This window comes from Hafnia psychrotolerans, assembly GCF_014639435.1.
Lineage (GTDB): Bacteria > Pseudomonadota > Gammaproteobacteria > Enterobacterales > Enterobacteriaceae > Ewingella > Ewingella psychrotolerans.
The window spans coordinates 17,924-36,652 of the sequence record NZ_BMFZ01000017.1; the positions used below are offsets into that span (position 1 = coordinate 17,924).

Sequence of the window (18,729 nt, forward strand, 5' to 3'; positions counted from 1 at the left end):
CGTTAAAAATATGATTATCAGCCCTTTATTTTTAAAAGATAAGTCCGACTCAGAAGTTGATGCTTCCTGGGTCTCCAGAATGATGCCTGTAGATCCTGAGCGCGGTTTTCCCACAAACAGCCATCGCTCGTGGCACGGAGGTATACATATTCCTCATACTGACAGCGGCGATACGGCAGCAAAGATCCGAGCTATCGCAGATGGCAGGGTACACTCTCTCCGCCAGCCCGTCGGTGATAAAAAAGGTATTCCGCCTTATAACTACAATGGCGCTACGGATTGCGGCTACGTTTTGTTGAAACATGAAACTGAGATCGGTTCAGGTGAAAATGCCAAAGTCGTGTATTTCTCACTCTATATGCATTTGGCTTCTATTGATGTCGCGGTAAAGGCAGGTGAGAAGGTTTATCGAAAAGATCCGCTGGGTACAGTCGGCCAGGTTGATGGGTGTAATGCAGTCCATTTCCAGATATTTTGTGATGATGCTAATCTGGTAAAACTCGTTGGCCGCACGACGCCAGAACTGGATTTGACGAAAAATGGTCGAACAGATGCGGTTTATGGCGATATGCATTTTTATCTGCCAACAGGCACCAAATTTTACAGCCACGCGCCGGCCAACAACGCCACCACAACCACTGAAGCTGAAACCTATACCAGCTCCGAACCTCTCTTTGTCAGCATGAGCTTTGATAAGGGTCAGTGCACCATGCTCACGCGTAAGAAAGGTGTGTTCTCTATTGGAAAATACAGAGAAGTTGGTGAGAAACTGGTAAACGCCGATGGTGCAGATTACGAATACAACTTGTATGCGCAGGCTAAGAAGTTATACCCGCAAAGCCAAAGTGCAGGCTATGAGCTGTTAAGGTTTGGGCGGGTCATCAACACCGACTATGAAACATTGGTCCCTGCCGACGCCCCATTGTGGCGAACCATCAGTTATCCGGGTGGCAAAGGCTTTGTGAACCTCGCCCTTCCGGCAGTGAAGAAGTTCAGTGATGGTGATTTCCCGGACTGGACCGGTTGGCAACTGGTCGATGACGACACAGACGAAAACAGCCAGTGCAATTCAGAGCAGGTTCTTTGCCGCATTGGCGATGATATGCAGGGTCTGATCTGCCATTTCCCGCTGGAATGGGACGCATCGACGCTAGAAAAGCGTCTCTCATGGCTGAAAACGACGATGATGAATGAAAGTCTGGCCAATCAAAAAGCAAGCCATCAGGTAGATGGCACATGGAATAATGCTTCAGGGTATGCATTCGATAATATAACCCCTGACATGAGCGTGCTGAATGCGCAAAGTACTCTCTCTTTTGAGCAAGCAGTAAAAGACACCGCGATGGCGGAAGCCGACTGGAATGCCCTTATCGAACATGCTAAAGCATTGTGTTTTGATGTCAGCGGTTTGTCCACTGGGCGAGTCTGGCACTTTAACCCTATTTTGTTTATTGCACATTTTAGGAAGTGCGGGTGGTTAGATCCGGGAAAAATAAAATCCATCCTGACATCAGCATTAAATAAAAAACGCGATGTAAGAAAAGTAAATTTAATCGAGAAAGCCAGTGATAGTAACTACACATCTTTAAATTTAATAATGCGAAAATATAATATATTAACACCGAATAGACAAAGTCATTTCCTTGGGCAGGGGGCCGTAGAATCTGATTCACTAACATCCATGCAAGAGGTTAGCCAAGAGCAGGTGATTGTAAATGGCAAACAAACTGGTGGCGGCATTGTTATAAAATCAACTTTGAATGAGTCCGAGTTGGGACATTGGTATGGTTCTGAACCCAGTGAAGTAGATATATATTACTCAGGAAATAAGTACAATAAAATGGCGGATTAATCGCTGGGTCATATAGCTGGAGTAACGGAAACTGTGGGGATGTTGATGCTCAGAAATTTCGTGGGCGTGGTTTTAAAATGTTAACTGGTAGAGATAAATATGCAGATTATTGGGTTTATCGAGGATGGCTATTGAAAAGTTCTTTTGATGCATACTGGTGGGATGATATAAAGTATAAATCAAAAAACTTTAGTGCGATGAAAAAACACCCCGCCGTTATAGATGATCCTCAAAAGATCACGGCCTCTCCATATAACTGCATTGATTCTGGTTCTTTTTATATTACTTGCTTTAGAAGTAGTACCGTAAAAGAGATAGATAAAGACCACGCAGATAGTGCCGATGACGGTGTAGTGACGAAAGTCACTCAAGCGATTAATGGTGGTATCATTGGGCTGTCACAAAGAAAAATAATGACTAATAACTTAAAGGAAATATTAAATGATAAATGTTAAAAAAATAACAATGAAATATTTCTATATTTTATTTTTCACACCTCACTTAGCACATGCTACGTATTATAATGAAGTGTCAATTAATGGCTCCAGCATTTTATTAGACAAAAATGAAAATGCCATTTTGAATATAATAAAAAATCACTCTGACACTAAGTGTAAAATTAACAATTGGAATATAACGTATAACAATGGCGCAGGTGTTATATCATTAACAACGGATAAAAAGGCTATACTTCTGGCCAATACACAGTCATACCTTTACGTAGATGAGGTAATTAATTGCCAGGAAGGGGGAGTTTCATTACACAAAGTCCCAGTTCCAAACTCATATCCATTTGGCACCGTTATAGATTTAAACTTTGAAAAGAAAATCTATCTCTCTGTAGTATTAGAAGACATAAGTACCTTGAGTTATACTGCCATCGTGTCTAAATTCGATAGCAATAAAAATATAATCAATGCCAAAGGATTTGAAAATAAACAGACAACTAATAAAGATAATTCATTTTATTTAGAAGGATCAAGTGGCGGATACGGTGGTAAAATATCCATAAATGGGAAGTATATCTTCCCTGTCAATCTGGACTGTTCCTCTGACTCATTCCCTGGGATCTGGGATCTCGAAAACAAAAAAAGAGTTGTATTCTCATCACATAAAAATAGCAGCATCACTATAGATGAGAAATGTCATAAACTTTTCAACGGCGTGGCCAGTCTAGAAGAACTTGGAGGGGAGTTAGTCTCAAAATAAGGACCTCCTTAAGTTGTATAACTTCAAAAACACCCAAGCAAGACCCTCACTAGGTTAGCCAAAAGGGAATTAATATGAAGCTAATACAATTATGTCTTTGTGCAACACTCCCACTTTGGCCAAATTTTTCATTTTCAGATTAAAACACTAGTGGTTATTATTCGAAAAAAATAAAAATAAATGGGGGAAAGTTTTATTATCAGATGAAAAAACCAATTCAATTTCTATTCAAAGTGAAAACAGGGAAATACGACAGTGCACAATAATTAACCTAGATAAAGGTGATGTTAAGGATGGCGGAAAACTTCTTAACCTTACGAGTGATAGGAAAGCAATTATATTATTTTCTTCCCATAGATATCTATTAATGAATGAGTTAAATGAGTGTAGAAACGGCAAGACGAAACTATACTATCTACCCAACTCGCACATTACTATGCTACAGGATGTAAATTTCGAAATAAGTTATTTCTTCAGTTTTCATTAGAAGATAAAGACAGTTGGTTAACATCTCTTTCTCATTTTGGTAGCGATATAAACTTGTTGCGTGACGCAGGTTTTTACAATCCCAAAAATAAAAAAATAGAGCAAGGATTTTCTCTGGGAGATAGCAATGGTGACGGTCAAATTTCAACTAATGGAAAATATGTCGTAGTAAATGACTTTAACTGCCAGGAAGGTAAAATACCTGCAGGATCTGGGGTCTGGAATATAAAGATTAACAAACGAGTGATTTTTCCAACGAAAATAGACGAATTTGGAAGGATTAGAAACAGTGATGAAATACTAGAAAAGTGTATTAAAGTTTTTGAAGGGGTGTCTACTATTCAAAAACTGTGAGGAACATTAGGCTTGTGAGAATATAGCAGGTAATTGTGCAGCACAAAAAAAAGGAAAAACCTCGCCTCACAAATATAAGATAAAAAATAGTTTGTTCTGCAAGACTGCTATTTAAATTAGAAAATTAATTGACAAAAATGTCATAAATTTATTAAGTTCACGCACCGGATGGAATTACTCGCCAGCGAGGCCATCACCAGCACCGAAGATGAAATCTACATTACCGCGAAGAAGAAGATCACGCTTAACGCCGGGGGCAATTATATCACGCTGGATGAGAACAAGATTGAGTCTGGTACGGCGGGTGACTATCTGACGAAGGCGGGGAACTACGGTCGGCAGGAAAAGGCAAATAAACCAGAAGATTTTCCGAGTGTCGCCCCGGAAACAACAGAACCCACCAGTCACTTCACTTTTTCCTGACAAGGAGTCACAACATGATTATCAGTCCTCCATTTCTGAGAAATAGGGATGCAACCCAGTCAGATGCTGACTGGGTTGACGCCATGATGCCTGTCAGTTCCCGCAGAGGATATCCTCTTAATGCGTCGGATTCATGGCATGGCGGGATCCATATACAGCATACGGACTCAGGCGCATTGCCTGAGAAGGTCAGGGCAATAGCTGACGGTACGGTCGTGTCGTTTCGAATGCCTTCAAAACCCTGGGAAAGAGATCAATTCCCGCTGAAGTATTCGCCTCTCAGAGGAACGGATGATGGCTATGTTTTATTGAAACATGAGACTGAAATCGGTTCCGGTGAAGACGGGAAGGTTGTTTTTTACTCCTTGTACATGCATCTGAAACATCTTGAAGCAGAGATTAAAATTGACGCTAAAATCTATCGTAAAGCCCCGCTGGGTTCTTCGGGAATGACTGATGGGCAGAATGAATTTCATTTCCAGATTTTCTGTGATGATGCAAATACCAGGAAATTGATAGGTAGAACTACTGGCGAGTTAAATATTAATGAAAGCGGCCGGACAGATGTTGTCTATGGCGATGTTCATTTCTATCTGCCTGCAGGAACGAAATTTTATGAGGCGCGGCCTTCGACTAATATAGCTACTACAACGAACTTGAATGAAGTGCATACCAGTGCGGTTCCGTTGTACGCAAGCATGAGTCTCAGCAAAGGGGCATGCACGATGATCACGCGACAGGCATGTGCGGATGCAGAAGGTGCCTTTGAGCCTGTTGGCTTACCCCTGGTCAATGCCGACGGCGAGGACTATGAGTACAACCTTTATAAAACAGCCACCTCACGCTATCCGCAAAGTCCGAGTGCCGGATATGAACTGCTGCGCTTTGGGCGAATTATTAACACTGAACATGAAACCCTGGTTCCTGCTGATGCCCCCTTATGGATGACCGTAAACTATCCCGGTGGACAAGGTGTTGTGAACCTTGCCGTAGCGGCTGTCAAAAAGTTCAGCGATGCTGATTTCCCCCACTGGACGGGATGGCAACTGATTGATGATGATAAAGACACGCACAGCCAGTGCAACTCGGCGGCAATAAGAAAGCTCAGGGATGAAGACAGGTACGAAGCACAAAGCAGCAAACTCATCTGCTGTATTCCGTTTGAGTGGGAAAAAAGCACAATTGATGCCCGGTACAAATGGCTGATGACTGGTCTGCCCTGGGAGCAGTGCACACCGGAAAAAACCGCAACGTGGCAAATACCGGGATCTCAGGAATCGAAGGATCGAATTCTGATGAGCGAAGAAGACTACGGTAGGTTTAAACAGCATGCAGAGGCCCTGTGTTTTGATTCAGGGGCCCTGGGGTCAGGGAAAGTATGGCATTTTGATCCGCGTGGATTTATTGAGCATTTCAGGAAGTGTGGCTGGGTAGATGAGATAGATTTAAGTAGGATTTACTCCACTACAGCTAAAAATATTAGGGAAAAATACCGTGCTTCTATTAATTTTATATTAATTAAATATGGCATGAATAATCCAATGCGCGCAGCTCACTTCTTGGGGCAAGGTGCAATTGAATCACAAAACTTAAATCTTATGGTTGAGGGTTCTGTTTCATTTAGCCGTCATCCTGAGCATCCATCATTTTCCGAAGAAATTAATGGCTATTATGCTGACCCGAAAGATATTTATGGTTACTTCCACAATTATGAGCGTGAAGGTAATGATTTGGGGAATGTCACTAAAAGTGATTTAAGAGATTCAAGAAATAATATTTTGACTGTGGTTATTGGAAGAGACTCAAGTAATAGGCCAATTTTAACTGCGCCTCAAAGGAGAACTATTGATTCAACTTTATCTCATATTGGAGATGGGATGAAATTCCGCGGGCGAGGATTTAAACAGTTAACCGGCCTGGCGAATTACACGGGATATTGGACTTATAGAGGATGGTTGCGTAGTACGGATTATGATAATAGTTGGTGGCGAAATCCAAATCGATTAAGGGTTCCTTTAATCGATGATCCTCAAAATATATCGACAATACCGTATAATTGTATTGATTCTGGAGGGCAATTCGTAGCAAAAAATGGAGTTTTACGAAGAGCAGATGCAGGAGTTACACGCGATAGTTCAAGATCTGTTAGTATGGTGATAAACAGATGGGATCAGCAATCTTTTGAGCGCAGATTTCAATCAACGAAAGATACATATTCTATTATTGGGGATAATTAAATGAAAATCATTATGATGTTTTTTTTATTTTTGTTTGCTAATTCGTGTTATAGCCGGGAAGAGTATAAATCAACTTCACTGGAAGAGGCTGCTATAAATACCCCTGTAAAATGGAAAGTAAACAAAAAAAATGGTTGTTTAATTATTAGGGCTGAGCATGCAAATGCATCCGATTACCTTAAACTATGCAGAAATTCCTTCAGTGAGGAAAGTGATTATTTCACCATGAATGATCGCGGGGAATGGGAGGCAGTAACTGATGGTATCCCGGTTTTGGCAGATATAAACGTTACATCGAAATTTACCGGGATGAGCGCAGTAATTTCGTGCAAGTATGAAGATGATGCTGGATACCATTCTGAACAGTGTTTTCAGGCAGAAATAAATTTACCAAAAAAGATAAATTTCATTTTTACTGGCAGAGGAGACCCGTCCTTATTTGATTATTACAAAATCATATATCTTTCATTCAAGGTAAGATGATTCATGTATCCAGAAGGAAATTTCAAGATCAATTAATACAAAGGAAAAATAATTTCGAATGATAATCGTGAATTCGTGCTTGAAATTCCTGAGTAAAATCAACCTAAGTGAGATGGGTGAATAAGTAAATATCATTTTTAATCGTTTTTTGGAAATACTGTCCATTAACGTCTACGCACAAGAGTTAGTGTTTAAATTCTCAATTTAAAATAATATCAACCTGTCAAGATGGTGATGCTCTAACATACAAATTTAGCGAAAAGAAATAAAGGAAATAAATAGAGTTAAGAGAAGGTTTTATAATTCAAATAGAAAACAAAATATACTGATGGGTATAGGCTGAATAGCTCCATTGAGTTTAAAAATCGAATATAAAGATATATTGTTAATGAAGGTTTAAATAGCGTTGCTTAAGAGCAATGATCGATAGAATGGCTAGGTGTAAAAAACAGTGATATTATAAGTTCAATTGATTGCAATGTCGATAATGGTTATCTGTCCGATGTAGATATCAGCTACAAATAATATATATTTAACTACGTATGAAGTCATCAGGAAGCTTACCGCCAAGGCTAATGATGAGCTGAATATTAATGAAAGCGGCCGGACAGATGTTGTCTATGGCGATGTTCATTTCTATCTGCCTGCAGGAACGAAATTTTATGAGGCGCGGCCTTCGACTAATATAGCTACTACAACGAACTTGAATGAAGTGCATACCAGTGCGGTTCCGTTGTACGCAAGCATGAGTCTCAGCAAAGGGGCATGCACGATGATCACGCGACAGGCATGTGCGGATGCAGAAGGTGCCTTTGAGCCTGTTGGCTTACCCCTGGTCAATGCCGACGGCGAGGACTATGAATACAACCTTTATAAAACAGCCACCTCACGCTATCCGCAAAGTCCGAGTGCCGGATATGAACTGCTGCGCTTTGGGCGAATTATTAACACTGAACATGAAACCCTGGTTCCTGCTGATGCCCCCTTATGGATGACCGTAAACTATCCCGGTGGACAAGGTGTTGTGAACCTTGCCGTAGCGGCTGTCAAAAAATTCAGCGATGCTGATTTCCCCCACTGGACGGGATGGCAACTGATTGATGATGATAAAGACACGCACAGCCAGTGCAACTCTGCGGCAATAAGAAAGCTCAGGGATGAAGACAGGTACGAAGCACAAAGCAGCAAACTCATCTGCTGTATTCCGTTTGAGTGGGAAAAAAGCACAATTGATGCCCGGTACAAATGGCTGATGACTGGTCTGCCCTGGGAGCAGTGCGCACCGGAAAAAACCGCAACGTGGCAAATACCGGGATCTCAGGAATCGAAGGATCGAATTCTGATGAGCGAAGAAGACTACGGTAGGTTTAAACAGCATGCAGAGGCCCTGTGTTTTGATTCAGGGGCCTTGGGGTCAGGGAAAGTATGGCATTTTGATCCGCGTGGATTTATTGAGCATTTCAGGAAGTGTGGGTGGGTGAGCTTATCTGAGATGATACAAACAGTTCCAAGTAGCGCGTTGAGAAAAACAAGCAGAGACAGATATGCTTGGGAAGTAATAAATAGTCGTTTGAAAACACCTGGTTCGGTACTGGTCAATCATATCAATAACTTGAACAACATGATGAGAAAATACTGCATAAATACGCCTTATAGGATTTCATGTTTTTTAGGTAATGCGGTACAAGAAACCCAGTGGCTAAGTACGCTTCATGAAGGTGGTGGCAGTAATTTGTGGTATGCCCCATGGTATGGGCGTGGATTTCTTCAACTAACCAATCCAGAGAACTACCTTAACTATTTTGAATATACTGGGACATCTGTGCAAGCATCTCTAAAACACAGTCTAGTAGATGCATATGCTACAATAGCTGCCCAACCCCCAGCTAAAAGGTCTAATACAACGTTACAAGACCGTCACTTTCCGACACTACCTTCCGATATTATCGGGTTGAGGGAGGGGGTTAGTGAGAACAATTCATCTAATATATCAGCTGCAGACAGTGCTGGTTTTTATTGGGTGAAAAATAAGATGGCAAAATATGCAGACATGGAAAATACTCTTGAAAGAGTTTCAGTTAACTCTAATAGTGGAACGAAGTATTATTATCGGAGCTCTTCCTTCTGGAAAGCTAGCGCAGCAGTTAATTTACCCGGTAGGATAAACAGCCTTTATAGCCCTTCATTAAATGGATTTGATGCAAGATGTTGTGCATACGGAGTCGCTCTGGCTATTTTAACCGAAGATAAATTCCCGGACACCTCTGGAAATTTAACAATTTTATTTCCAGAAGGGTATACTCATAGGAAGTATTAGTATGAAATTAGCATGCCTTACTATTTTTTTTGAGCTTTAGCACATTTGCGTTAAATACAGTGCCATCGCATCAAGATAAACCACCTTCAATTATTAGGAGCTTATCATCAAATTCCAATGCTGATATTTCTTCATCATCAAGCTTTGATGCTTGCAATGTGCACTTCAAAGACTATGTATTTCCTATATTAACGGATGATGAATATTACAAAAAAATATCCTATTTCAGAATGGATTTGTCTTTATTCTGGAGATGCATTTGAGGCAGGATATGATACTCAAAAAACCAACAATAATGGTGTTAATGAAAGCAGCACAGACAATAAAATCGCATATGACTATAAAAATAAAGAATGGAAATCTGTGCCAGATGGAAATTACAAAAAAAATGGCAAAAAAAATCAATTAGAATTAATAAAAGTTGAGAGTGAAAATTCTAACGGCTACATAGCTATAGATAACATGAAAAAACTTAAAGACGGTAGTATTGGTGAAGGATTTTATTTTTGCCTAATACATAATAACAATGCACTTTGTGGGTCTGGTGAGAGTGTTAAAAGTAATGGCGAATGTATTTCTTCTCAAGATGCATTAAAATTATTAAGCAGTGTTTCGTTTGACGACAACTAGAATCATTCTGTCAGAATGACATTAAACAGGAGGGATGAGTCTATGAATTTTTATTTTGTATAGCGGTTATTTTTTATAGATTAGCAAAGGACACATTAGAAGACAAAACAACCCAAACGAGGTCGTAAAAAATGTTTTATGCAGGAGGGAACTATAAATAAAAAATGGACAATTAGATTATACAACCACTCCTGGAATCAGAAATATTGATTTCTCAAAGTTGCCTATATTTACCTCCAATTCGGTTAAAATAAAAGATGGTGAGTTCGATGCATTGTCTTCTTCAGGGGATGAACGCTCTTCCAAAATGACTCTAAGCCATGGGGAAACCCTCATGATTGACGCGCGCAAACTGCAAACATTCAAAAAAGAAAAGAAATAATTCTTTATATTGTATTGATTTTTTAAAATAGAAATATAGGTTGTAATTAAGTAATGTGCTGAATTAAATGAACTGTAATGTAACATAGGGTAAGAAGCTTAAGCCATTATGAAAGGTTTACCGAAAAAATCTTTACTTATCGACCGACCGCATCTCAACTCTTAGCTTAATAAATAGAAGAGTTACAAAATTATTTCGCCAAAATTTATTTACTCAAGACGACCTTAGTTAGATTAAATGCGCTATTAATTTACGCCCCAGTTTAATTTAATCTCTGACCTTTAATATTCGAGTCCTCCCATGCCCGTAAATCTAAATACCATACCTGGCCGAGCATTACGCCCGTTGCCGCCCAAGCCGTTACGCTGGCTGAGCACGTTGGTGGGTCTTATTGCCGCAGGAATACTACTCATGCGGTTTCTGGGGAGACTGGTGGGCGAAACCTCTTTTTGGTGGTTTGCCATTGGGATACCCGTCCTGTTTTGGGTCGTACTCATGGGGTTACGCATGACGGTATATATGATGCAGCAGATCCATGCCAACGCCTGGGATAAAAGACGCGAACAGTTCATTTTAAAGGAGGTTTGTCGCGGACGACGGGCATTACAAATCCTGGCGGCCGAACACCGGACGGCACACGTGGCAGAGACTCAATTCACGGATACGACTGACGCATTACTGCATAACGAAGACATCCTCTTTTCTCAGACTTCATGGGATGGCCAGAGCAGCATCAGGCACAGTCGGTTACCTGATTCAGTGGATGTATTACCGCAAACACAGGTTTCCAGCGCCTTTGCCGAATTATTGCAAACCCTGACTGAACCTTTATCTCATTTACCCCAGGATAACCCTGTCGCCGTTTTGCTGGAATCCTCTTCCTCATTACCGGATGCTCAGGTTCGCGATCTCTGGCAACAAGCCTGGCTTGAGAGCGATCTTACGCCGCCCATGGCATTTATCCCCGGGCACGGACTGATGGCCGTTGATCACTGGCTCGATTACCGCATTCAGGACAAATCCGTCTTGCTGGTGATTGCCCTGCAAATCGCCCCCAGGCAGCCAGACAACACTGCCGAAGTCGTCACAGGGCTGCTGTTAGGCAACCGCCTGACCCAAAAAACGCTGCCTCCGATAGCGTTGTTGCATCGGCCTGAACTTTCACGACCAGACCCCGTCGCGTTGCAGGAAAAAGTTGAGCAAGCTATTGATTGGGTTCCCTTGCGAACGACCGCGCTGCAACATTTGTGGTTAGCCGGTATATCCGGAACAAGTGAAGGGTATCAATGTGCCATCGTTGCCCAGGGCAATCCTCCCCTGGCCTCTGTCGATCCCGCGATAGGCATACACAATATTAATGAGTTTCTGGGAAACCCCGGCCGTGCAGCACCCTGGCTGGCAATTGCTGCTGCCGCACAGGCAATCAGCCGGACTCCCGCACCCCACATGATCATCAGTGGCGAGCAAGACAGTGAAAGTGTTTGGATTACCGTCGTCTCCCCCCTCGCTTCTCACAAGGAGAATACAGCGTGAAGCGCATTGCCTTACCCGTAAAAAAGCCTGAAGTCTGGTTCTGGATAATTACCCTTCTGTTGTTACTGGCCGGTATCGTGCTGTGCTGGCTGGTCTGGCAACACCCTGAGCGGGTGAGGTTAATCCGGGAGACGCCAGAGCGTGACCGCTGGCTGACCGGGTTGGTGGTGGGCACCAGTGTGATAACCCTTTGTGCGCTGCTCTCTTTTGCCGGGTTACGTCTGTCTGCCAAGAAGGGTTTTGACGAGACGCGTCAGCACGCAGAAGGAGATGACGCGCCAGCACCTGTAATAGCTGAAAAAGCTGAGGATAAATCTCAGACGGAAGTGAGACTGCTCAAAACCCGCCTCCGCCGCCGCTACGGCCTGTTCTGGCGCTACAAAGTTCGCCTGCTGATGGTGGTCGGTGAGCCGGAGCAAATCACCGCACTCGCTCCTAAACTGGTCGCGCAGGGCTGGCTGGAAGGTCGGCGTACGGTGCTGATCCACGGCGGCAGTCTGCATGAAGAAGCGGATGAAACCCGTCAGGCCCAATGGCGGAAAATTCGCCGCAGTCGCCCGCTCGATGGCATTGTCTGGGCAATGACGGAATTGCAAAGCAAGGACCCGCAGTGGCTGGATGACGGCCTGCGGACGCTGGAAAAAACCGGTGAAGCGCTGCGTTATCAGCCACCGGTGTATCTGTGGCAGGTCTGCGACAGTACGTGGCCGCAGGCTGAGCGCGCTGAACAGCCGGTAGGCACGGTTTTTGCCGCGAATGCTTCCCCAGAATCGGTAGAATCGCAGCTGAAATCGCTGATGCCTCAGTTGCGTGAGCAGGGGTTACAGCAGGTCTTTCTCAACCGTCAGCATGATTTCCTGCTGCGTCTGGCCAACACGCTGCAAGAATCCGCGGCACTGCGCTGGCGCAGGATCCTGACGCCGTGGTTCAGCGAATACGCTCAGCGCATTCCCCTGCGCGGACTGATGTTCAGCCTGCCGGATAGCTCAGCGCCGGCGACGGATGTGCATGAAAAAACCTGGACGGCGCCAGCCAGCTGGCAGGGTGTGCTGGAAGACTGCCGGTCTGCGCAGGGTCGCCGCGTCGGTCTGCCGTGGGAGCAAACGCTCTGCTACGGCGTACTGGCGCTGATTGTTCTGTGGGGCGCGGGCAGCGTGTTGTCCTTTGTGGTAAACCGTCATCAGATGGTGTCTGCCGCTGAGCAGGCGCAATACCTCGCTAAACCGCTGCCAGTTTCCGATGAGCAACTGATCGCCTTACAGACGTTGCGCAATGACATTGACCGGATGCAGGCTCGCGTGGCAAAGGGAGCGCCGTGGTATCAGCGTTTTGGTCTGGATCACAATGCCCAACTGCTCACTACTCTGATGCCCTGGTATGGCAACGCCAGCAACCGTCTGATCCGTGATGCAGCCGCGTCAAGTTTGCAGCAAAAACTTAACGAACTGGCCAGCCTGCCCGCCAATAGCCCGAAACGTGCGGCGCTGGCAAGATCAGGTTATGACCAGTTGAAAGCCTATCTGATGATGGCGCGCCCTGAAAAAGCCGAAGGCGCATTTTACGCGCAGGTGATGAAGACCGCAGAACCGGTTCGTCCCGGCGTCTCTCCCGGTCTGTGGCAAAGTCTGGCACCGGATTTATGGCAGTTCTATGCGGTGAATTTACCCGCCCAGCCATCATGGAAAATTACTGCCGATAAATCCCTGGTATTACAGGCGCGTCAGGTGCTGCTGGGAGAAATCGGCCAGCGCAACGCCGAAAGTACACTGTATGAAAACATGCTGCTCTCGGTGCGCCGCAATTACGCGGACATGACGCTCGTCGATATGACTGGCGGAACCGATGCGCAGCGGCTGTTTACCAGCGAAGAAGGGGTGCCGGGCATGTTTACCCGCAAGGCGTGGGATGAACAGATCCAGCAGGCGATCGATAAAGCGGTGGAGTCACGCCGCGAAGAAATTGACTGGGTGCTGAGTGATAACCGCCACTCGGTCGCCGATAACATCTCCCCCGAGGCGCTGAAAAAACGCCTGACTGAACGCTACTTTACCGATTTTTCCGGCAGCTGGCTGACCTTCCTCAACAGCCTGCGCTGGAACGAAGTGCACAATCTTTCAGACGTTATCGACCAACTGACGCTGATGAGTGACGTGCGCCAGTCGCCGCTGATTGCCCTGATGAACACGCTGGCGTGGCAGGGGCAGACCGGACAGAAAGGTCAGGCGCTGACCGACTCTCTGGTGAAATCCGCCAAAGCGTTGATCAACAGCGATGCGCAACCAGCGATCGATCAGCAGGCCAGCGGGCCGGTCGGCCCGCTGGATGAGACCTTCGGGCCGTTGCTGACACTTATGGGCAAAGGCAACGCGAAAAATATGATGTCCTCCGACAGCTCCCTCAGCCTGCAAACATTGCTGACCCGCGTTACCCGCGTGCGGCTGAAACTCCAGCAGGTGGCGAACTCCTCAGATCCGCAGGAAATGACGCAGGTTCTGGCGCAAACCGTCTTTCAGGGGAAAAGCGTCGATCTGACCGACACGCAGGAATACGGCAGCCTGATTGCCGCCAGCCTGGGTGAAGAGTGGAGCGGGTTCGGTCAGACCATGTTTGTCCAGCCGCTAACGCAGGCTTGGGAAACCGTGTTACAGCCTTCCTCCGCCAGCCTGAATGACCAGTGGAAAAACGCCATCGTGGCGAACTGGAAATCAGCCTTTGACGGGCGCTATCCGTTTGCGGTCAGTAAAAGTGATGCGTCGCTGCCGATGCTGGCAGAGTTTATCCGCAAAGACAGCGGCCGAATCGACAGCTTCCTGACCCGCCAGCTGAGCGGCGTTCTGCACAAAGAAGGCACACGCTGGGTGCCGGACAAAGTGAACAGTCAGGGGCTGACGTTTAACCCGGAGTTCCTGACGGCAATTAATCAGCTGAGCCAGATCTCTGACATTTTGTTCACCGACGGCAGTCAGGGTATGCGCTTCGAACTGCTGGCGCGCCCGGTGCCGGATGTAGTGGAAACCAATCTGTCGATCGACGGACAAAAACTGCATTACTTCAACCAGATGGAAAGCTGGCAGAGCTTCCGCTGGCCGGGGGATACCTATAAACCGGGCACCATGCTGACGTGGACCTCGACCTCTGCCGGGGCGCGTTTGTACGGTGATTATCAGGGAACCTGGGGGCTTATCCGCTGGCTTGAGCAGGCAAAACAGCAAAAGCTGGACGAAGGCCGCTATCAGCTGACCTTCACTACCCCGGACAAACAGCCGCTTCAATGGATATTGCGCACTGAACTGGGCAAAGGCCCGCTGGGTCTGTTGCAGTTACGTAACTTCACGCTGCCGACACAGATTTTCCTGACACAGGCCGCACCGGCACTGACCGAACAACCTTTTGATCCTGACGCGATCGCCGAGGAACAATGATGGCCACATTAATCACACTCCAAACCGCTTGCGGCGCAGAAAGTGAATCGCTGTTAAAGCAGGCGCATTTGCAGGCCGAACTCTGGGATAACTGGCTACAACCGCTCTCGTCAGAGAATCCCGCGGGAACCGATCCCGGCTACGACGACGACTTCCAGCAGATGCGCGAAGAGGTCAACAAACTCTCTGGTGCAGATACTACCCTCACCTGCGAGCTGGCAGAAAAACTGCTGACCAGCCAGTGCAAAGACGTGCGCGTCGCCACCTATTACATCTGGGCGCGTCTGCATCGTGACGGTGAGGCCGGTCTGGCCGACGGCCTTTCCCTGCTGGCCGGGTTAATCACCCGGTTTGGCGAAAGCTTGCATCCCCTGCGTGCCGCCAGCCGTAAAACGGCGCTGGAATGGATTTCCGGGTCCCGTGTGCTGGACAGCCTGTCGCGCTATCCGGAAGTCGAAAAAACTGATTTTACCCGCATCGTCGGTGCGCTGACGCTCATCGAACACGCACTGAACAACTGGGATGAAGCCTCCCGTCCGCAGCTGGGCGCATTGTTTACCGCGCTGGAAAACCGGCTGGTACAGTCCGGCGGGATGAACGCCGTCGTTCCGCAAAACAGCAGTTCGTCTTCTTCCGCACCGGAGAGCAACAGCGCTCCGTCCTTACGCGCGGTACAGTCAGGACGCGATCTGATGGAACAGGCCAAAACGCTGGCAAAATACCTGCGCGATCAGCCGCAGGGCTGGCTCTCCGGCCATCATCTTATCAAGAGTGTGCGTTGGGACACGGTGCACGAACTGCCGCCGCTGGATGCCAGTGGCCGCACCCGTTTGATGCCGCCACGTCCTGAATATCGTGCACAACTGAAACGTCTTTATCTGCAACAAAGCTGGCTGGAATTGCTGGAGCAGGCAGAATCCATGTTTGGTGAAGGGGTTAACCACTTCTGGCTGGATGTGCAGTGGTATTTGCATCAGGCACTCACGAAATCTGGCGCACCTTATGACGGCTGGGCCACCTGCATTACTCAGGATCTCAACCTGCTGCTGACCCGTCTGCCGGGGCTGGAAAGTTTATCCTGGAGCGACGGTACACCGTTCGCCGACGAAGTGACACAAAGCTGGATTAACCAGCACGTTCTGGAGTCTGCCAGCGGGTGGGATAACGAAACTGCCGCTGCGGTCACTTCCGGCGAAGACGACATCCTTCAGCTCGAATCCGAAGCACTGACGCAAGCCGACAGCGACGGTGTCGAAACGGCCCTGCGGTGGTTGCAGTCACGTCCCGGCATCAGCACTCCGCGACACCAGTGGCTGATACGTCTGGTGATGGCCCGCGTCGCGGAACAATACGGTAAGAATGATATGGCTTTGCATTTGCTGGGCGATCTCGATAACGGTGGTGCAGCGCTCAGTTTGCAGCAGTGGGAGCCAGAATTAATTTTCGAAGTCAAAGCCCGCCGCCTGAAATTACTGCGCATGAAAAATCAACGCGGCGACGGTGACAAGAACCGCTTACTGACCGAAATGGACAACCTGCTCAGCGGGCTGATAGCGCTGGATCCGGCACGTGCTGCGGTGTTGTGCGGTTAATACGCAAATAAAGGAATATCACATGGCAAAGGGTTATTACCTGGTAATAAAAGATAAAACGACCTGCGGAGGCATTATTACCGAAGGGGATCCCACACACACATTATTCGGGAAGGCAATTGCCCGAGAACAGGACCGCGTCACCTGCGGTAAACATCCCGGTATGTTTATCATCGTGGGCCACATCCCGGGAGATTCTGTGATGGGCAGGAAATTTGCAGGCACATTGCACAGCAAAAGCAGTTGCCCGTGCCAGGCGCGGTTCATTCCGTCGATGATAAATGACACGTATGAGTTTGGGGCAGGTCAGGCACAGCATAAGTTCTCATCAGAACAATCCAAACAGCCGGTTTTGTCGCCTTATATTACAGGGGAAAAGACAGACTCAGGCTTTGTGCCTGATTATCCTGCGACTGCGTTGATTAATACATATATATTCCCAGATAATCGCATTCGTGACATGTTACAGGCCAATAGTACCACGGTGATGCTTCTTACCTTAGCAGAATGCTTTGATCTGCTTGGCGCGTGGCATGCTGTTAAAATCGGTTGGGTTAATATTACTCAATCAGAGCCTGGGAAGATTATTGTGAACTATGGATTAAACGGTAGGGACATAGTCAATACATCGGTCGTAATAGCAAAGTTAGGTAGCTTCGGCATCACTGCAACAAAATTCGTAAATGAAAAAGGCACAGAGCTGATAAAAATATCAGGCTACGCGGGAATTCGTAAGATATTAAATGCACCCGTATTTTCCTTGGAAAATCCACAAATAATAAAAGCTGGTATAGGGAAATATGGATTAAGAGGTGCAATGACAGAAGGTGCTACCATTACATTTATATTTGTAACGGTATATCGTACAGTTGATTTTATTTTAAATGATCAAACAACTCTGGCAATGTTCATTGGTAATTTAGCTACTGACGTGGCGAAGTTAGCGATTAATACAACTATTATGTGGGGCATTGGTGAGGTTTTAGTTGCATTTGTTCCTGTCGTTGCAGTGCCCTTGGGAGTTGTTGTGTTAGGTGGACTAGGAATAGCTATTATCTTAAACGTCTTAGATACAGAGTTTGGCGTAACTGATAAAGTCGTGGCATGCCTAACAGCTGCTCAGCAAGAATTTGTTGAAACAGCTAGAAGTAAGTCTAGAGATGTTGAAAAAGGAATATGGGATTTAGGCGCCATGTTTGCAGATAAAATGCTGGAGAAAGGCGTAGAAGTTATCGAATCCGAAGTCATGAAGTATTTGAGGAATTCAATTAACGACATAACACCGAGGGTTTATTGATGATGTATAATATGAAACAACGTTTCTTTTCTTTTTTGGGTTTTTTACTTTTCTCTGGATTGTCTTCCTCTATTTTTTACGCTGGGCTTTATTTGCTATCCTCATATCAAAAGTATAATTCCGTTGTCGTTTATTCAATATGGTCTATCTTTGCTATTTTATTTCCTCTTTTTTTCATGCCATATGCATTAATGCTAATCCCAGCCTTCATTCAAGGGAGAAGTATTTCTAGTAAATCCGGAAAGATACTTATAAGAATTTCATTGTTTTTTTTAGCAGCAACTTTAATAGGAATGATTTCATTTTCAATAATATTTAAAAACACCCTGAAAAACAGGGGGTATATTGAGTGCCAAGGGGTCCCATCAGGATGGACACCAGGCATGGCTACTAAATATACTCTAGATATTTCAAACTGCAATAAATAATGATGCTGCCATGGATAAAAATTTATACTTCTCTGTGTTGGGTTTTTCTTTATATAATTTGGTTATCTCCTTGGGTTAATGATC

General features: G+C 45.7%; 12 protein-coding genes and 2 pseudogenes. All 14 read left to right on the top strand.

Going from position 1 to position 18,729, the window contains the following annotated elements:
* Positions 1–10 precede the first annotated feature (10 nt).
* The 14 genes and pseudogenes from IEV89_RS20775 to IEV89_RS20835 all read left to right on the top strand — a co-directional run bounded on the left by IEV89_RS20775 (position 11) and on the right by IEV89_RS20835 (position 18,645).
* The gene (locus IEV89_RS20775) at positions 11–1,852 is read left to right on the top strand and encodes a M23 family metallopeptidase (RefSeq protein ID WP_229746550.1); all 1,842 of its coding nucleotides are present in this window, start codon (positions 11–13) and stop codon (positions 1,850–1,852) included.
* A 77-nt stretch (positions 1,853–1,929) separates the two neighbouring features.
* On the top strand, positions 1,930–2,307 hold the full coding sequence (locus tag IEV89_RS21840) for a hypothetical protein (RefSeq protein ID WP_229746551.1): 378 nt from the start codon (positions 1,930–1,932) through the stop codon (positions 2,305–2,307).
* Positions 2,294–3,061: a hypothetical protein gene (locus IEV89_RS20780; protein ID WP_188475422.1), complete on the top strand. Its 768-nt coding sequence runs from the start codon at positions 2,294–2,296 to the stop codon at positions 3,059–3,061. Before IEV89_RS21840 ends, IEV89_RS20780 begins: the two co-directional genes overlap by 14 nt.
* A 313-nt stretch (positions 3,062–3,374) precedes the next feature.
* Positions 3,375–3,901 (top strand): annotated as a pseudogene (locus IEV89_RS20785) (hypothetical protein); the annotation flags it as partial.
* Positions 3,902–4,069: 168 nt separating this feature from the next.
* The gene (locus IEV89_RS20790; protein ID WP_188475423.1) at positions 4,070–4,324 is read left to right on the top strand and encodes a DUF2345 domain-containing protein; all 255 of its coding nucleotides are present in this window, start codon (positions 4,070–4,072) and stop codon (positions 4,322–4,324) included.
* Between the two features lie 14 nt (positions 4,325–4,338).
* Entirely contained in the window at positions 4,339–6,561 is a 2,223-nt protein-coding gene (locus IEV89_RS20795; RefSeq protein ID WP_188475424.1) for a M23 family metallopeptidase, read from the top strand.
* On the top strand, positions 6,562–7,044 hold the full coding sequence (locus IEV89_RS20800) for a hypothetical protein (protein WP_188475425.1): 483 nt from the start codon (positions 6,562–6,564) through the stop codon (positions 7,042–7,044).
* A 577-nt stretch (positions 7,045–7,621) separates the two neighbouring features.
* Positions 7,622–9,361, top strand: a pseudogene (locus IEV89_RS22095) (M23 family metallopeptidase); the annotation flags it as partial.
* Positions 9,362–9,556: 195 nt separating this feature from the next.
* A complete protein-coding gene (locus IEV89_RS20810; protein ID WP_188475426.1) occupies positions 9,557–9,991 on the top strand; it encodes a lysozyme family protein in 435 nt (144 codons plus the stop codon).
* Between the two features lie 727 nt (positions 9,992–10,718).
* The gene (locus IEV89_RS20815) at positions 10,719–11,906 is read left to right on the top strand and encodes a KPHS_23130 family T6SS system protein (RefSeq protein ID WP_506256303.1); all 1,188 of its coding nucleotides are present in this window, start codon (positions 10,719–10,721) and stop codon (positions 11,904–11,906) included.
* On the top strand, positions 11,903–15,328 hold the full coding sequence (locus IEV89_RS20820; RefSeq protein WP_188475428.1) for an ImcF-related family protein: 3,426 nt from the start codon (positions 11,903–11,905) through the stop codon (positions 15,326–15,328). The genes IEV89_RS20815 and IEV89_RS20820 overlap by 4 nt, the downstream gene beginning before the upstream one ends.
* Positions 15,328–16,920: a type VI secretion system protein TssA gene (tssA, locus tag IEV89_RS20825; RefSeq protein WP_188475429.1), complete on the top strand. Its 1,593-nt coding sequence runs from the start codon at positions 15,328–15,330 to the stop codon at positions 16,918–16,920. The genes IEV89_RS20820 and tssA overlap by 1 nt, the downstream gene beginning before the upstream one ends.
* A 22-nt stretch (positions 16,921–16,942) precedes the next feature.
* The gene (locus tag IEV89_RS20830) at positions 16,943–18,217 is read left to right on the top strand and encodes a PAAR domain-containing protein (RefSeq protein ID WP_188475430.1); all 1,275 of its coding nucleotides are present in this window, start codon (positions 16,943–16,945) and stop codon (positions 18,215–18,217) included.
* An 11-nt stretch (positions 18,218–18,228) separates the two neighbouring features.
* Positions 18,229–18,645 carry a DUF1240 domain-containing protein gene (locus tag IEV89_RS20835; protein ID WP_188475444.1) on the top strand — a complete coding sequence of 139 codons (417 nt, stop codon included), beginning with the start codon at positions 18,229–18,231 and terminating at the stop codon, positions 18,643–18,645.
* Positions 18,646–18,729: the final 84 nt, after the last annotated feature.

Excerpts from the sequence above, each read along its gene's own strand:
- IEV89_RS20800 (WP_188475425.1), top strand. The coding sequence starts at position 6,562 with ATGAAAATCATTATGATGTTTTTTTTATTTTTGTTTGCTAATTCGTGT.
- IEV89_RS20780 (WP_188475422.1), top strand. The coding sequence starts at position 2,294 with ATGATAAATGTTAAAAAAATAACAATGAAATATTTCTATATTTTATTT.
- IEV89_RS20835 (WP_188475444.1), top strand. The coding sequence starts at position 18,229 with ATGAAACAACGTTTCTTTTCTTTTTTGGGTTTTTTACTTTTCTCTGGA.
- IEV89_RS20795 (WP_188475424.1), top strand. The coding sequence starts at position 4,339 with ATGATTATCAGTCCTCCATTTCTGAGAAATAGGGATGCAACCCAGTCA.
- IEV89_RS20775 (WP_229746550.1), top strand. The coding sequence starts at position 11 with ATGATTATCAGCCCTTTATTTTTAAAAGATAAGTCCGACTCAGAAGTT.
- IEV89_RS20830 (WP_188475430.1), top strand. The coding sequence starts at position 16,943 with ATGGCAAAGGGTTATTACCTGGTAATAAAAGATAAAACGACCTGCGGA.
- IEV89_RS20790 (WP_188475423.1), top strand. The coding sequence starts at position 4,070 with ATGGAATTACTCGCCAGCGAGGCCATCACCAGCACCGAAGATGAAATC.
- IEV89_RS21840 (WP_229746551.1), top strand. The coding sequence starts at position 1,930 with ATGTTAACTGGTAGAGATAAATATGCAGATTATTGGGTTTATCGAGGA.
- tssA (WP_188475429.1), top strand. The coding sequence starts at position 15,328 with ATGGCCACATTAATCACACTCCAAACCGCTTGCGGCGCAGAAAGTGAA.
- IEV89_RS20810 (WP_188475426.1), top strand. The coding sequence starts at position 9,557 with ATGATGAATATTACAAAAAAATATCCTATTTCAGAATGGATTTGTCTT.